This window comes from Larkinella terrae (assembly GCF_009668025.1).
Lineage (GTDB): Bacteria > Bacteroidota > Bacteroidia > Cytophagales > Spirosomataceae > Larkinella > Larkinella terrae.
In genome coordinates this window covers 202,154-216,663 of sequence record NZ_WJXZ01000006.1, presented here as the reverse complement: position 1 = coordinate 216,663, position 14,510 = coordinate 202,154, and the positions used below count along the sequence as shown (strand labels likewise).

Here is a 14,510-nt window from a genome sequence, read left to right as displayed (position 1 = left end):
TGATCCTTACAAATGAGCTAATTGGATGGTAAACTGACTGCCTGCGTTCAACTCGCTTTCGACCGAAATCTGGCCCTGATGCAGTTCGATGATCCGCTGGCTAATGGAGAGACCAATGCCAAAACCGTCGTAACCAACGGCATTGGAAGTGCGGTAAAAAGGTTCAAAAATGAGGACAGCATCTTCCGGCGACATCCCGATTCCCTGATCGCGCACGCTCACCCAACACGAGCGGCTGTCGGTCCGGATGCGGACGCGGGCCGTATGGTTGGCGGAATATTTACAGGCATTGTCCATCAGGTTGAGCAAAACCCGCTTCAGCAGTTCTTCATTACCGGAAACCGTCGTTTCCGTTTCCGATCCGGGTAAATTGTCGTAGTCAAACTCAATCCGGTAGTCGGGTTTGGCACTCAGCAACTCGTCCCGCGCCAGCAACACCACTTCCTCCATCTGCACCGGTTCCAGCGGCATCTGGCTGATGTTTTCGAGCGTTCGGGCCAGAAACAACAAACTGTTGGTCAGGCCAATCAGTCGGTCCGTATCCGATAAGAGATTGGTCAGAATAGTTTCATACTCAGCGGTTTTCAAAGGACGACGCAACCCGAGTTGTATTTCGGATTTGAGCGCGGCCAACGGCGTGCGAAGTTCATGCGAAGCGTGGGAAACAAAGCTGCGCTGTTGCTCGAAAGCCTGCTCGAGCCGCCCCAAAACCGCATTAAAATTGACCGCCAACTGATCGATTTCGTCACGCCGGTCGCCCTCGTCGAGACGCTGCCGCAGGTTCCGCGCCGTAATAGTCGAAACCTGGGAATTGATTTCGTCGATGGGCTCGAGCGACTGCCCGGCGAAGAAAATCCCCAAACCGATCGTCACACTGATCCCACCCAGAAGCCCCCAGACGAGCGTAATGCCGAGATTTTTCTGTTTGTTCCGGCCCACGCGGTCATTCGCCGACGCCAGTACCACCAGTTTCCGGCCACCCTCTTCGTATAAAATACCGGCCAGCTGGTTTTCGTCGCTCCAGGTCTCGACCTCCTTCAACTGCCGGACCTCGTTGAGCAAACTGCGCTGATAATGAATGATATGATCATCGACGCTGGCGTAAATCAGTCGGTTGTTTTCATCAAAAACCAGCACTTTTTCGTCGTACAGGGCCGTAAGGGTATTCCGGTCGATGATTTTCAGCAGATTGCGGTCAACTTCGTTCACCTGAATCAAAAACCGGGCGGTCGTCAGTGCCTTACTTTTCAGCCGATCGTAGAAATCGTCGCGGCTGTAGGTGGCCGTCGTAAAATAAATGACCACCGAAAAAACGAGTAAGATCGTGGCTACGATGAGTGAAAATTGAAGTGCGATCCGGTTTCTGATCTTCATCTTACGACTCTACTTTTAACACATAGCCCATTCCGGCGCGGGTGTGAATCAGTTTTGGCTCAAAATCCCGGTCGATTTTTTTGCGTAAGTAATTGATATACACCTCAACGACGTTCGTACCGGGATCAAAATTCAGGCTCCAGACCTTCTCGGCCAGATCCATTTTGGAAACCACTCGCCCACGGTTCCGCACCAGGTATTCAAGCAGTGCAAACTCGCGCGCGGTCAGGTCGATCGGAATTTCCGCCCGTTTGACCTGCTTGGTAGAAATATTGATTTCTAGGTTGGAAATCCGCAGCACTTCGTCGGCCACGGTTTTATCCAGCAGATCAGCGCGTCGGAAGCAGGCGGCAATCCGGGCATTTAACTCCCTGAAATCGAATGGCTTTACCAAATAATCGTCGGCGCCACGTTCCAGTCCTTCCACCTTGTCTTCAATTTCACCCAGTGCTGTCAGCATGATGATCGGAAGGTGCGGTTTTTCGGCGCGAATGTTCCGGCAGACTTCGTAACCGTTCAAACCGGGCAAATTAATGTCGAGAATAATCAGGTCGAACGGTTGCCGCAACGCCAGATCCCGGCCGTTGTAGCCTTCGTAAGCCACCTCCGTCTGGTATCCCTCTTCCAATAAGCCCCGGCTGATGTTCTGGGCGATCCGGCGGTCATCTTCAACGATCAGAATGGTTTTCATACGGCTTCGGTTCAGGACGATTACCAAAATAACGTCATAATTTACCAAAGCGGTTTCAGGAACCGGTATTTCTAAGGGTATTCTAATCTTGGAATCTATGGTTTCAACGCTTATCCGAAGGTTTCGGAACCGAAAAACCGCCGGTTTCCGGGAAACGATGCCATTTTTAATAATCAAACCCATAATTCCGGCACGGGTATGGAGTCCTTTTTTGAAAACGACAGTTTTTCAGGCAGTTGGCCTAGCGAAGAACTTTGACCGATAACTTGTAGCGAGAAAGCCGGTAGATGGTGAGGTGAATTTTCCTTTCAGGAAATGGACCCGCGGCCCAGCCTGCAGTGGCCCGCTTTCGGGCTACAAGTCGGCGGCACGGCTCCATTTTACCTAAACGAAACAGCATGAAAACGCTATTAATTCTGGCCGCATTAAGTATTCAGTTTACTCATTTTGCGAGTGCCCAGACGGCGCCAAAAGCCAAAACCGCCAATGGTGAGGTTGAGGGCGTTCTGGAGCCCAGTGGGATACGTGCCTTCAAAGGCATTCCGTTTGCTCAGCCGCCCGTTGGTGAGCTGCGCTGGAAGGAGCCGCAGCCCGTCAAGAACTGGCAGGGCGTTCGGAAAACCGACAAATTTGGCCCGAGAGCCATGCAGCGCGCGGTTTTTGGCGATATGGGTTTCCGCTCGGATGGCATGAGCGAAGACTGCCTTTACTTAAATGTGTGGACGCCCGCGAAGTCTGCCAAAGAAAAATTGCCGGTTTTGGTGTATTTCTACGGGGGCGGTTTTATCGCGGGTGATGGTTCAGAAGGTCGTTACGACGGCGAAAGCATGGCAGGAAAAGGCATGGTTGCGCTGACCGTCAACTACCGGCTGGGCGTATTCGGCTTTCTGGCGCATCCTGAATTGACAAAAGAATCACCCAACCATTCGTCGGGAAATTACGCCTATCTGGACATGGCGGCCGCCCTCCGGTGGGTAAAGCAGAACATTTCGGCATTTGGGGGCGATCCCAACCGTGTAACTATTGCCGGAGAGTCGGCCGGGTCGATTGCGGTCAGCGGTCTGATGGCGTCTCCCCTGTCGAAAGGACTGATTGCCGGGGCCATTGGTGAAAGCGGCTCCCTGCTCGGTGGATTGCCGCCCGTTCCGCTGGCGAAAGGCGAAGAAACGGGCAACGGTTTTGCAAAGTTTGTCGGCGCCAATTCGCTGGCGGAAATGCGGGCCATGCCTGCCGATCAGTTGCTTGAAGCCACCGGAAAATCCGGTGCGCCCCGGTTTAGTGCAACCGTCGACGGTTATTTTTTCCCCAAACCGCCAATGGAAATTTTTACGGCGGGTGAACAGGCGCATGTACCCTTATTGGCGGGCTGGAATTCGGAAGAAATGAACGCGCGCGCCGTGCTGGGGCAGGAAAAACCAACGCCCGAGAACTACGCCAATGCGGTAAAAAAACTGTATCAGGACCGCGCCGACGAGGTTTTAAAACTGTATCCGGGTTCGACGGAAGAAGAAATTCTGCAATCGGCCACAGCGCTGGCGGGCGACCGTTTTCTGGCGTACAGCACCTGGAAGTGGGCGGATTTACAAAGTAAAACCGGGGGCGGAAAACCGGTGTATCGCTATTATTATTCGCGGCCCCGCCCCGCGATGACGCCCGAAATGGGGAATGCAGCGCCCGGTCTGGCGGGTGGAGTGGTGAAATCAACGGATGCGAATGCGGTTAAAATACCGCCTGCTCGCGGGGCTGTCCATTCCGCCGAAATTGAGTATGCGATGGGGAATCTTTCGAAAAACAAGGTATACGCCTGGACTCCCGATGATCACAAAGTTTCGGCAATTATGCAGGATTATTTCGCCAATTTCGTAAAAACCGGTAATCCCAATGGAGCAGGACTGCCCAAATGGCCCGCCATCAACAACGGGAACAGCGTTCAGTTTATGCAGATTGACGTCAACACCCGGCTTGAAACGGAGACAAACAGAGCTCGTTATTTGTTCCTCGATCCGTTTTATACCAAACAATAACCGAAGGAGAACAACTCCCCTTGTCGTTCGCGGAAGTAAACGACAAGGGGAGTTTGTTTTTAAACGGCCAGGCCCGATTTTTTCAGCATACCGCGCAGGGTTTCCAAGTCCGTCTGCATCGCCTGGTAGATTTTTTCGCGGGGAATCGTAATATCGCGCTTGCCCTGATCGGCTCCACCCAGCGGATATTCGAGGTGCAGTGAGATCGGAACCTGAACGTTCAATTGCTTCAGCAGCGCAAAGTACGCCGGGAAATCGACCATTCCCTGTCCCAGCGGCACACTCTGAGCTTTCCATTTTCCATCGACTTTTTCCCAAATCACGTCTTTAATGGCAATAAACCGGATGTGGGAGGCAATCATCCGCAAGCCCGTCGACCACGATGTGCCGCCCTCTACCGTCGCATGGCGAATATCGTATTGGCTCCCCAGAGCAGGATTATCGATTTCGTGCAAAACCCGGTACAGATCCCAGACGGCCGACCCGAAATTGGTTCCGGCATGGTTTTGATACGCCCCGACCACTTTGAATTCCTGGTTCAGCTTGGCCAGTTCGCCAAGCTGCGTTTTATACTGTTTGAGCGCGACCGCAATGGACTGATCGTTCGGATAAGCCAGCCAACCCGTGCGGTAATACCGAATTCCCTGCTGACTGGCGGTTTCCAGCACATTTCGTGCCAGATCATCGGCTTTGGTGATGGCAGTGGTAATAGTAGAGACACTTAAATTCCGCTTTTTCAGCACTTCGACGGCTTTTGGCAGGTCAGTTCGGACCATAGCCGGTTCGACGTGACCATCGGGCCGCACCGTCAGATCGACGCCGTCGAAACCGAGATCAGCCGCCACTGCGGCCAGTTCGGCAGGTTTTAGAAAATGAAGAAGTTTGGAAAATATATGAATGCTGAACGGTTTAGCGCCAGCCACCCGTTCGGGAGCCGCTTGGGTTTCTGCCGTTGAGCCCATCAGGCTGGTTGCCAGCAGACCTTTTAACAATTCGCGTCGTTGAAGCAGAAAAGGCATAGCGTTTCAGAATAGAGTTATGCCGATAAGGTTCCGTACGAGTTAATCTACTCAATCTCAGTCACTAATTGCTAACTTACCAGGAGTTATTTAACCGAATAGCCAGTTATAGATAAAGTCAATAATGGGATGTATAATCTACTTTTGGGAGGCTAGTTTCTGCTTGATTTTATCCACAAAATCGGTTGAAACGCCGGTAATTTTTGCTATTTTTTCATCATCAAAATCCGTTTCAGTTAATAAGTAAGTTACAAACTTAATCTGCTCTACTTCCCTTCCAATCATATAGCCCACATCTTTTTCATCATCAAAGTATTGTGCTACGCTATTCATAACAATCTCTTTTAGTTTATGCTCTAAGTTACGCAACTGTGCTAATACACGCAATTGATTGAAGTACCTTTTTAGCGCAAAATCACCTTTTACCGTTTCCTCAATCCGGTGGATGATCTGCTTCAAAGCAACGCGGAAACGCATAGCTCATCCATTCACTTTGATATTTTACGGCCATCTTGGGGATTTCAGCGCCAATAAAAAGAACAAATTGGCGCACCGGTAACCGATATTTTCTGGCGAGCATAATATGATACGCGGTCATTCTGTATACCATTTCCGATTCATCCAGCAATTGAAACTCGACCTGAAGTACAAATACATTCCCCTGAACGTCCGTAATTTTCTTCAATAAATCGAGTTTTCGTTCTTTGGTATGCTGAATATCACCGGGTAATTCTTCGGATGAAATAGCCGTAATACCGAGGATATTTTTCATCAGGCTCGGTATGGCAGCTTCGATATTTTCCTTGAAAACTTTGTCGTATTGATTTGCCTGTTTCCCCATGCGAAATAGCGAAAGGCTACTTTACCTGTTTTGCTTTCAAAACTAATGCAAGCAGCAAAGTCATTCCAAATGCGGTTGACCCGCCCGCGATTAACGCTTTTTGATTGGTTTCAGCGCCATTCGCCAGAACGGAATACAGATTGAGCAAAAAGGTCAGCGCCAGCAATACCAGGAGGACAGTTGAAGATTTCATGATTTTTCCGGTTTACCTAAATTAGACGGAGAACGAATCGGTTTGTCACGCTGCGCTTCCGATTTTCGAAGAAAACCGCCGGATCAATTCGCTGCGGACGGTGCTGAAAGGATGTCCCAAACGACCCACGGTTTCTAAAAAATCGATATGTTTGTTTATTCCATCCACCGGAAGAGCGGAGACGAACGAGTACATCTCCCATCTGGTTTTACTTATTCTGACAAGTCATGCTCATTTTGCGCCGAACCGGGCTGGTTTTGCTCGTTCTGTTTCTTCTGCTGAACATCATTACGGCGTTCCAGGCTTCCCGCTTCACGTATTTCTACAACAATCCGGACAAAACACCGCCCCGAAAACCGGAAGAGTATACGACCGGCGAAAAGTTTGAAGCGGCTTTTTTTGGGGTAAAACTGAAGAAATCGGTCGTCAACGAACAGCCCGGGATTCCCTTCGAAACCATCCGGTTGACCAACGAATACAATCAGAAGCTGGAAGGCTGGTATATTCCCGCTGAAAATCCCAAAGGCACGGTGATTCTCTGCCACGGCCACGCGTCAAACAAATCGCGCATTCTCTGCGAAACGGAATATTTCCACGAACTGGGCTACAACACGCTTTCGTTCGATTTCCGGGCGCACGGCAACAGCGAAGGCAACATTTGCACGATCGGTTTTCGCGAAACCAACGACCTGAAAGCCGCTTACGATTTTGTGGTGAAGGGAAAGGAAAAAAACATTATTCTCTGGGGCGTGTCGATGGGGGCCGCTACCATCCTGAAAGCCATCCCCGAACACGGGTTAAAACCGGCGCAGGTGATTCTGGAATGTCCGTTTGCCTCGCTTTACGATGCCGTTCAGGGTCGGCTTCGCTCGATGCACATTCCCGCCCACCCGATTGCGGAGCTGCTCACCCTCTGGGGAGGCATGGAACGAAGCATGTGGGCGTTTGGGTACCGGCCAGCGGTTTACGCGAAACAACTCAGCATGCCGGTTTTGCTGAACTGGGGCGCGAAAGACCCCCGCGTTCTGCGGCACGAAACCGACGCTATTTTTGAAAATTTAGGCACCTCCCGCAAGCAACTGGTGGTTTTTGAAAATTCGGCCCACCAATCGTACTGCGTGAATGAAAAGGCGAAATGGCAGGCAGCTGTCAGCGGTTTTCTGCAGGTGAGTCCGAAACCGGAAAGCAAGCCCGTAGCCGAACATCAAAACTGATAGAGACAGTCTAAAATTCAGATTTTTCCTTTCTTCGCTTTGCCCCCAACCCCCTAAAGGGGGCTTTAATCGGCATTTCAAAGCCCCCTTTAGGGGGTTGGGGGCAAATCGAAGAAAGGAAAAATTATAAAATTTTGACAGTCTCATACACTTCTCTCACATTCCTCAACAAATCTTTCCATGAAAAAACTGCTTGTTTTCGCTTTCGCACTTACGGCGGCCTCGCCCCTGGCTTTCGCTTCCAATTCGCCGGTTTCAAAAACCGCAACCGTTCAGCAGGCCGACTCGACGGATCTCAAAGCGTATACCGGAAAATACACCTTTGCCCAAAACGATACGTTCAAGCAATTTACCATTACGCTGGAAAACGGCGACCTGTACGGGGCCGTGGATGAATATCCCAAAAACAAGCTTGTGAAACAATCCGCTCCCGAAACCTTCAAATCGACGAGTGAATACGGTTCCATTTTTACCTTCACCCGCGATGCCGCCACCAAAGCGGTCACCGGTTTCAGCATTAAAATTATGGGTAACGAACTCAGCGCGACCAGGGACAAGTGACAAACAAACCCGCTGCACGAACGGTTGATTAAGAATTCAAATGTAATTCTGTTCAACGATGAAAAACGGGTTTATTCTTTCTACGTACAGCCTACTTTTGGCCGGCCTACTGCTGGCCTGCGGTCAGGGCAAAAAATCAGAAAATACAGCAACGACAGATACCCAGGCAACGACGGAACAAACCGCAACGCCCATTTCTCCGGATCTGCCTCCGCCATCCGAATCCTCGACGCATTTCAGCAATGTCGTCGGTTGGAAAGACGGGCAAATGCCCAAAGCGCCCGACGGTTTTGTGGTTACGGAGTTTGCCCGCGACCTGGACAATCCGCGCCGGACGTACGTTTTGCCTAACGGCGATGTGCTGGTGGTCGAATCGCAAACCGAGCGCAAAGGAGTGGTTAAGAAAGTGGTGGCGGCCGTCAGCGGTCAGGCCAAATCGGGGGCTTCCGGCAAAAGCGCCAACCGCATCACCCTCCTCCGCGATGCCAATAAAGACGGAAAACCAGAAGTTCGGGAAACGTTTCTCGAAGGTTTAAATCAGCCATTTGGGGTTTTGGTGATTGGCAATACGCTCTACGTCGCCAATACGGATGGGCTTCTCAAATTCCCGTACCAAACTGGTCAGACCAAAATAACCGCGAAAGGCACGTCCATTCTGCCGCTCCCGGCAGGCGGTTACAACAACCACTGGACCCGCAACCTGCTAGCCAATGCCGATGGTTCCAAGATTTACGTTTCGGTGGGATCGGGTAGCAACGTGGGCGAACACGGAATGGAAAACGAAGTAAAACGGGCGAATATTCTGGAAATCAATCCGGATGGTTCGGGCGAACGCATCTACGCCAGTGGCCTGCGTAATCCGGTCGGGATGGACTGGGCGCCCGGCACCAAGACCCTGTGGACAGCCGTCAACGAGCGCGATGAACTGGGCGACGAACTGGTCCCCGATTACATCACCAGCGTGAAGGAAGGCGGTTTTTACGGCTGGCCCTACTCCTATTTCGGCCAGCACGAAGATCAGCGCCGGAAGGGCGAACGACCCGATCTGGTCCAAAAAGCAATCGTTCCCGACGTGCCGGTGGGTTCGCATACGGCTTCGCTGGGGCTGGCATTTTACGACAAAACCGCTTTTCCGGAAAAATACCGCAACGGAGCCTTTGTGGGTCAGCACGGTTCCTGGAATCGCTCGTCGTTTGCCGGTTACAAAGTCATCTTTGTGCCTTTTCAGAACGGCAAACCCAGCGGAAAACCGGAAGATTTCCTGACCGGTTTTATCGAAAATGACAACGATGTGTTCGGGCGTCCGGTTGGGTTATCGGTTTTGCCCGATGGCTCGCTGCTCGTGGCGGATGATGCCGGGAACCGAATCTGGCGGGTCAGCGCAAAATAGTCTATCATGGAGTCTGGACTCCGCACTTCATGGCTTATTTCAAATAGCCTTTCCGACAACCCGGTTGCATTGCAACCGGGTTATTTTTTGCTACGTGGCACAGGTGTTTCGAAAAACCGCAAAAATCCCCGTCAATGGTACAAATGCGATAGTTATTGGGACAATTGTGATAGTCGTTGTGAGCTGAAGTGCCTACGTTTGCTGACCGTGTAGGCTTGCCGGAAACGAATACGGATTCCGGCGTTCTTTCACATAGCCCTTGAAGAATGAGAGAAAATATTCGTCTAAAAGTTGAGATTCAGTTGATGCGCCACAAAGAATATATTTCATCATTTCATTTACGGCAACTGTTTAATGACATGCCCAAAGACGAGTCGGCCGTGAGCGAAATCGTTTACTGGTTTCTCATCGAAAACGATTACCAGGCCATTGGAAAACCGCAGGGAAAGTCGCCCAAAGAATGGCTTTTATCCGTTGATTGGAAGCATTCCAACGAGCATTCGGATAAAATTTTTAACCAGAAACCGGTTGCTGTTCATCCGCACAACCGGCATTTTCCGGTGAAAAAAGAAGCCACTCTGATTTTTGCCATCTGGTGTCTGTGCGGGTTGTTGCTCATATTGCTTCTCTATTGGTTATGGAACTATTCTCCAACGCTTTAGATACGCCCGAAGCCTGGAAAACCGATAAAATGAATACGATTAGTAGTTTAGTTATGACAACCCGACTGGCTTTGCAATCGGGTTGTTTTGTTAGAAAAACCGTAATCACGCCATTCAGCGGCATAGTTCAAATAAATCATCTATTTACCCAAACCTGCTTAATGCATTCAAAATGAGTTGGAAAGAAAAAATTGCTGTCATCACCGGAGCCACCACCGGTATTGGCAAAGCCACCCGGGAATTACTGGTCGATCGGGGTGTCAAAGTCTATAATCTCGATACGACAAAACCGGCCGACGACGACACGCGGGGGGAGTTTATCCCCTGCGACGTGCGAAAGGTCCAGGACATCAAAGACGCTTTCTCGGCCATTATCGCCCGGGAAACAAAAATCGATATGCTCTTCGCCAACGCAGGCATTCACCTTTTTGCCACGATGGAGCAAACCTCGGACGAAGACCTGGACAACCTGATCAACATCAACATCAAGGGCACGTTTTACAGCGTTCGGGAAATTTTGCCATACATGAAAGCGCAGAAACGGGGCAGTATCGTTCTGATGGGATCGGACCAGACGTTCGTCGGCAAAGGCAGCAGTTCCGTGTACGGAATGACCAAAGGTGCCACCGGACAACTGACCAAAAGCACCGCCATCGATTACGCGCCTTACAACATTCGGGTCAACTGCATCTGCCCCGGCACCATCGATACTCCCCTGCTCGACCGGGCCGTCACGCATTTTGCGACGATCAACGGCGTGGAGGAAGCCGGTGTTTACGAATCCCTCAACGCGGTGCAGCCCTGGGGCCGGATCGGAAAACCGCAGGAAATTGCCGCCGTGGTGGCGTTTCTGTTATCCGATGAAAATTCGTTCATGACAGGCAGCCTGGTCAGCGCGGACGGCGGCTATGTATGCCAGTGATTGAAACGGAAACCGGTTTGGGTCCTTTTGAAATTCAGGAACCGGTTTTTCCGAACCAATCCGTTTCAGTATAAAACCGGTAAGCACGCTTTGATTCTGCGGGCAGAAAATCCGAATAATCCGGCCACGTTTACAATAGACCGTTTGATTTCAAACGATCCGCGCTGATCCTTCGCCATCGCCACTCTGAAAAAACGATTTCAGTTACTCAACATCCTATCGACTGTCTAAAATCCAGATTTTCCCTTTCTTCGGTCTGCCCCGCCCCCACCCCCCTAAAGGGGGCTTTAATCGGCATTTCAAAGCCCCCTTTAGGGGGGTGGGGGCGGACAAATTATAAAATGTAGTCACTCACTTACCCATTGACGATTTCGGGCGGAGAACAATCCGCTTTGGAATCAACCCGATGGTCCTTTCCGGCGAAAACCGGTCCGAAACCTTTTATTACCGGCTGATGAAAGATCAAAGTGAAGCGATTCGTCACCAAATAGACCCAAAATTTATGTATTACAACCCCTACATTCCGTCTTTTGCGTGAAAAGAGTTATATTCAAGCATTCCCGCGAGCGAAGCCATTCTGAATGAGGAAATCTATTGGTATCTGGTTGAAAAAGAATACTTCTCCATTGGAAAGCTCCAGGGGCATTCACTGACAGAGCGCTTACTTTCCGTTGACTGCCGACGTCATCCGACGCCGTCGTTTCAACCTTTTCCGCATGCGTTGACGCCGAAAGAGTCCGACAAAAAGGCGGTAATCCTGATGCAGAAAGAAGGTTGGCTACTCCATATTTTAGGCTCTGTCCGGGCCTTTCTGTTGGCATTTTTTCTGAACTGGCGGTGGAAGCAGTATTCTTTTTCACTGCTTAGACTTTAAATGACTGATCGACTAACTGACCCGTTTTCAAGCCAGGCAATGGAATGGCTAACCAACTTTACTTTTGGGGTATTGCTGGTCGGAATTCTATTTGGCTTTCTTTGGTATGGTCAAAAATGGATTCAGGCGCGAAAACGGGTCAGACTAAAAAACCGGCAAACCAAGCAGCAGTCCACTCAGGATCTGAAAGTCAGTCTCGTTGAGAATCTGGCGATGGAATTCCGGACGACGCTGACCCTTATCCTTTTGCCGATTCAACACATGCTGATGGAAACGCAGGAGACTAAAAACAGGCACCGGCTGACGACCATCGAAAAAAACGCCTATCGACTCCTGAATCTCTTCAACCAGCAGATGGATTCCGTCATTCTGGACGACCGGTTTTTGAAGAAGTCCGATTTCCCGAAAAAACCGCCCGGTGATTGGGCCCCGACCCATGCGGAGAAAACGGATCCGCTGCAAAACGTCCAGCCTCTCATTCTGCTGATTGAAAATAACCCGGAACTGGCCGATTCCATCGCTAGCGGTTTTACCGGAAAGTATACCGTTTTGCAGGTTACCAACGGCCTCGAAGGCTGGGAACAGGCAACCGGGCTGATTCCGGACCTGGTCATTGGCGACATCGAAACGCCGGGCATGGACGGTTTTACGCTCTGCCGAAAATTGAAAGAGGACCAGCGCACCCAGCACATTCCGGTGGTCTTGCTGACGACGACATCCTCCACCGAAAACCGGATCAAAGGTCTGGCACTTGGCGCGGATGACTACTTCACCCAGCCTTATAATTTCACCGAATTTCAATTACGGATTCAGAATCTGATGGAGCATCAGCGCCGGTTGCGGCAATGGATGCAGGCCACCTTTTTTCGCCCTTTTTAGTGATTGATCGCATCTTCGGACAACGGCCGGAAACGTTTTCAAAGCAAACCGGTTTGTAGTAAAACCGATCCACAAAAAACGAATCCAATCGATCATGAAACCGACGAATGACTACTCCGGCGCCCCTTTATCCTCCCGGCGTGAAGCGCTGCGACTTCTGGCTCTTTCGGCTTCGGCTCTGGGAGTGAATGGTTTGACCGGTTTTTCATCACTTACCCAATCTACCATGCTCAACCGAACCATTCCCTCCACGAAGGAAAAACTGCCCGTCGTCGGCATCGGAACCTGGCAGACGTTCGACGCTTCCGGCGCATCGGCCCACGACGAACTGCTGCAAACCCTCAAAGCCGTCCACAAAGCGGGTGGTAAACTGATCGATTCGTCGCCGATGTACGGGCGCTCGGAAGAAGTGGTCGGCACACTGACGGCGGCATCCGGTATTCAAAATCAGTTTTTTTACGCCACCAAAGTCTGGACGCGCGGCCGCGAAGCGGGCATTCAGCAGATGGACGAATCGATGCGAAAAATGCAGCGGTCGTCGATGGATCTGATGCAGATTCACAACCTGGTCGATTGGAAAACGCACCTCGACACGTTGAAAAGCTGGAAAACCGCCGGTAAAATCCGCTACATTGGCATCACGCATTACACCGATTCGATGCACGACGACCTGATCGACATCATTTCCAAATTTCCCATCGATTTCGTCCAGTTTAACTATTCGATTCTGTCGCGGAACGCCGAGAAAAAGCTCCTGCCCGCGGCCCAGGACAAAGGCGTGGCCACGATCATCAACCAGCCGTTTGCCGAAGGGCGGCTTTTTTCGCTCGTAAAAGGAAAACCGCTACCCGATTGGGCCAAAGAAAACGACATCAACACCTGGGCGCAGTTCTTCCTGAAATTCATCGTTTCGCACCCCGCCGTCACCTGCGTTATCCCCGGAACAAGCGACCCCAAACACGCTGCGGACAACATGCTGGCCGGATATGGCCGCTTACCCGACCCGGCTCTGCGCGAAAAAATGGCGACCCTGATTGGGTCGATGTAGTTTTGAGGTTTTCGGTTTACGGTAGCTGAGGCATGAAGTCGGTCGCGTCAGCCACCGTAAACCGTAAACCGAAAACTGTAAATCAAAAACCGCCCTGTCCAAGCCCGGACAACTATTGTCCGAAATCGTACAGGCCCCGAATCCAGTCCCCTTGTTACGAGCTTTAGAAGGCATTTTTTCCGGTTTGGCAATATATTTGTTTTGCAAAATTACAACTAATGCTCCTAATCGGTTAAGATCATGCGCAGATCCTTTTTAGGCGAATTTGAAGAGATTGTCCTGCTGGTTGTGGCGGCTTGCCCGGCCGAAGCCTACGGGGTCACGATCTGGGAAGACGTGCAGCAGCAAACCGGGCGGTCGATCACGATGAGCGCCGTTCATGCCACCCTGTACCGGCTCGAGGAGAAAGGCTTTCTGTCGTCGGAGATGGGGGGTGCTACCGCCGAACGCGGTGGTCGCCGGAAGCGGTTTTTCGCTCTGACCAACGCGGGTGTCCGGGCGCTGAACGATATCCAGGAAGTCCGAAGCCGTCTCTGGCAGGCCATTCCGCCGGGAAAATTTCAGTTGATTGGCGGATGATCGTCCAAAAATAATGTAACCATTTTGAAGAATGTGGGCAGCACTATCTCCGTTTTGGACAAACCCATTGTACAGGGATTTTTCTACGCCAATCCGGCCCGCCCTACCCTGAGTTTCCGCTTTGAAGACAGCTTTTCAGATGCCCGAAAATAACATCATCGAAGCCTTCAATACTTCCTGTAAAAAGCCGATTATGTAGATTTGGCAGTAACGAAAAAACCGGCAGATGGCCGGTTTTT

General features: G+C 50.9%; 15 protein-coding genes. 9 read left to right on the top strand and 6 right to left on the bottom strand.

Annotation, left to right across the window (positions count from 1 at the left end; genetic code table 11):
• Positions 1-6 precede the first annotated feature (6 nt).
• A complete protein-coding gene (locus GJJ30_RS11635) occupies positions 7-1,374 on the bottom strand; it encodes a sensor histidine kinase (RefSeq protein ID WP_154175327.1) in 1,368 nt (455 codons plus the stop codon).
• A gap of 1 nt (position 1,375) precedes the next feature.
• On the bottom strand, positions 1,376-2,065 hold the full coding sequence (locus GJJ30_RS11630) for a response regulator transcription factor (protein WP_154175326.1): 690 nt from the start codon (positions 2,063-2,065) through the stop codon (positions 1,376-1,378).
• A 398-nt stretch (positions 2,066-2,463) separates the two neighbouring features.
• On the opposite strand from GJJ30_RS11630, the gene GJJ30_RS11625 reads away from it, so the two are divergent.
• Positions 2,464-4,089: a carboxylesterase/lipase family protein gene (locus GJJ30_RS11625; RefSeq protein ID WP_154175325.1), complete on the top strand. Its 1,626-nt coding sequence runs from the start codon at positions 2,464-2,466 to the stop codon at positions 4,087-4,089.
• A 59-nt stretch (positions 4,090-4,148) separates the two neighbouring features.
• Here GJJ30_RS11625 and GJJ30_RS11620 read toward each other — a convergent pair whose 3' ends face one another.
• The 4 genes from GJJ30_RS11620 to GJJ30_RS11610 all read right to left on the bottom strand — a co-directional run bounded on the left by GJJ30_RS11620 (position 4,149) and on the right by GJJ30_RS11610 (position 6,142).
• Positions 4,149-5,108, bottom strand: a complete 960-nt coding sequence (locus GJJ30_RS11620; protein WP_154175324.1) for a sugar phosphate isomerase/epimerase family protein — start codon at positions 5,106-5,108, stop codon at positions 4,149-4,151.
• Positions 5,109-5,246: 138 nt separating this feature from the next.
• Positions 5,247-5,567, bottom strand: coding sequence for a hypothetical protein (locus tag GJJ30_RS32330; RefSeq protein ID WP_229313084.1), 321 nt, complete (start codon positions 5,565-5,567; stop codon positions 5,247-5,249).
• The gene (locus GJJ30_RS32325; protein ID WP_229313083.1) at positions 5,542-5,949 is read right to left on the bottom strand and encodes an RpnC/YadD family protein; all 408 of its coding nucleotides are present in this window, start codon (positions 5,947-5,949) and stop codon (positions 5,542-5,544) included. The genes GJJ30_RS32330 and GJJ30_RS32325 overlap by 26 nt, the downstream gene beginning before the upstream one ends.
• Positions 5,950-5,965: 16 nt before the next feature.
• Complete coding sequence (locus GJJ30_RS11610) at positions 5,966-6,142, bottom strand: hypothetical protein (protein WP_154175323.1); 177 nt, start codon at positions 6,140-6,142, stop codon at positions 5,966-5,968.
• A 227-nt stretch (positions 6,143-6,369) separates the two neighbouring features.
• Between GJJ30_RS11610 and GJJ30_RS11605 the strand changes: the two genes are divergently transcribed.
• The 8 genes from GJJ30_RS11605 (at position 6,370) to GJJ30_RS11570 (ending at position 14,271) form a co-directional block, all read left to right on the top strand.
• Positions 6,370-7,356 (top strand): alpha/beta hydrolase, encoded by a 987-nt coding sequence (locus GJJ30_RS11605; protein WP_154175322.1) that lies wholly within the window; start codon positions 6,370-6,372, stop codon positions 7,354-7,356.
• Positions 7,357-7,536: 180 nt separating this feature from the next.
• The gene (locus GJJ30_RS11600) at positions 7,537-7,917 is read left to right on the top strand and encodes a DUF3471 domain-containing protein (RefSeq protein ID WP_154175321.1); all 381 of its coding nucleotides are present in this window, start codon (positions 7,537-7,539) and stop codon (positions 7,915-7,917) included.
• 58 nt (positions 7,918-7,975) lie between these two features.
• Positions 7,976-9,307, top strand: coding sequence for a PQQ-dependent sugar dehydrogenase (locus tag GJJ30_RS11595; protein WP_154175320.1), 1,332 nt, complete (start codon positions 7,976-7,978; stop codon positions 9,305-9,307).
• A 266-nt stretch (positions 9,308-9,573) separates the two neighbouring features.
• The gene (locus GJJ30_RS11590; protein WP_154175319.1) at positions 9,574-9,969 is read left to right on the top strand and encodes a hypothetical protein; all 396 of its coding nucleotides are present in this window, start codon (positions 9,574-9,576) and stop codon (positions 9,967-9,969) included.
• Positions 9,970-10,141: 172 nt separating this feature from the next.
• Complete coding sequence (locus GJJ30_RS11585) at positions 10,142-10,891, top strand: SDR family NAD(P)-dependent oxidoreductase (RefSeq protein ID WP_154175318.1); 750 nt, start codon at positions 10,142-10,144, stop codon at positions 10,889-10,891.
• A gap of 874 nt (positions 10,892-11,765) precedes the next feature.
• Entirely contained in the window at positions 11,766-12,644 is an 879-nt protein-coding gene (locus tag GJJ30_RS11580) for a response regulator (RefSeq protein ID WP_154175317.1), read from the top strand.
• Positions 12,645-12,738: 94 nt separating this feature from the next.
• Entirely contained in the window at positions 12,739-13,692 is a 954-nt protein-coding gene (locus tag GJJ30_RS11575) for an aldo/keto reductase (RefSeq protein ID WP_154175316.1), read from the top strand.
• Between the two features lie 240 nt (positions 13,693-13,932).
• Positions 13,933-14,271: a PadR family transcriptional regulator gene (locus tag GJJ30_RS11570; RefSeq protein ID WP_154175315.1), complete on the top strand. Its 339-nt coding sequence runs from the start codon at positions 13,933-13,935 to the stop codon at positions 14,269-14,271.
• Positions 14,272-14,510: the final 239 nt, after the last annotated feature.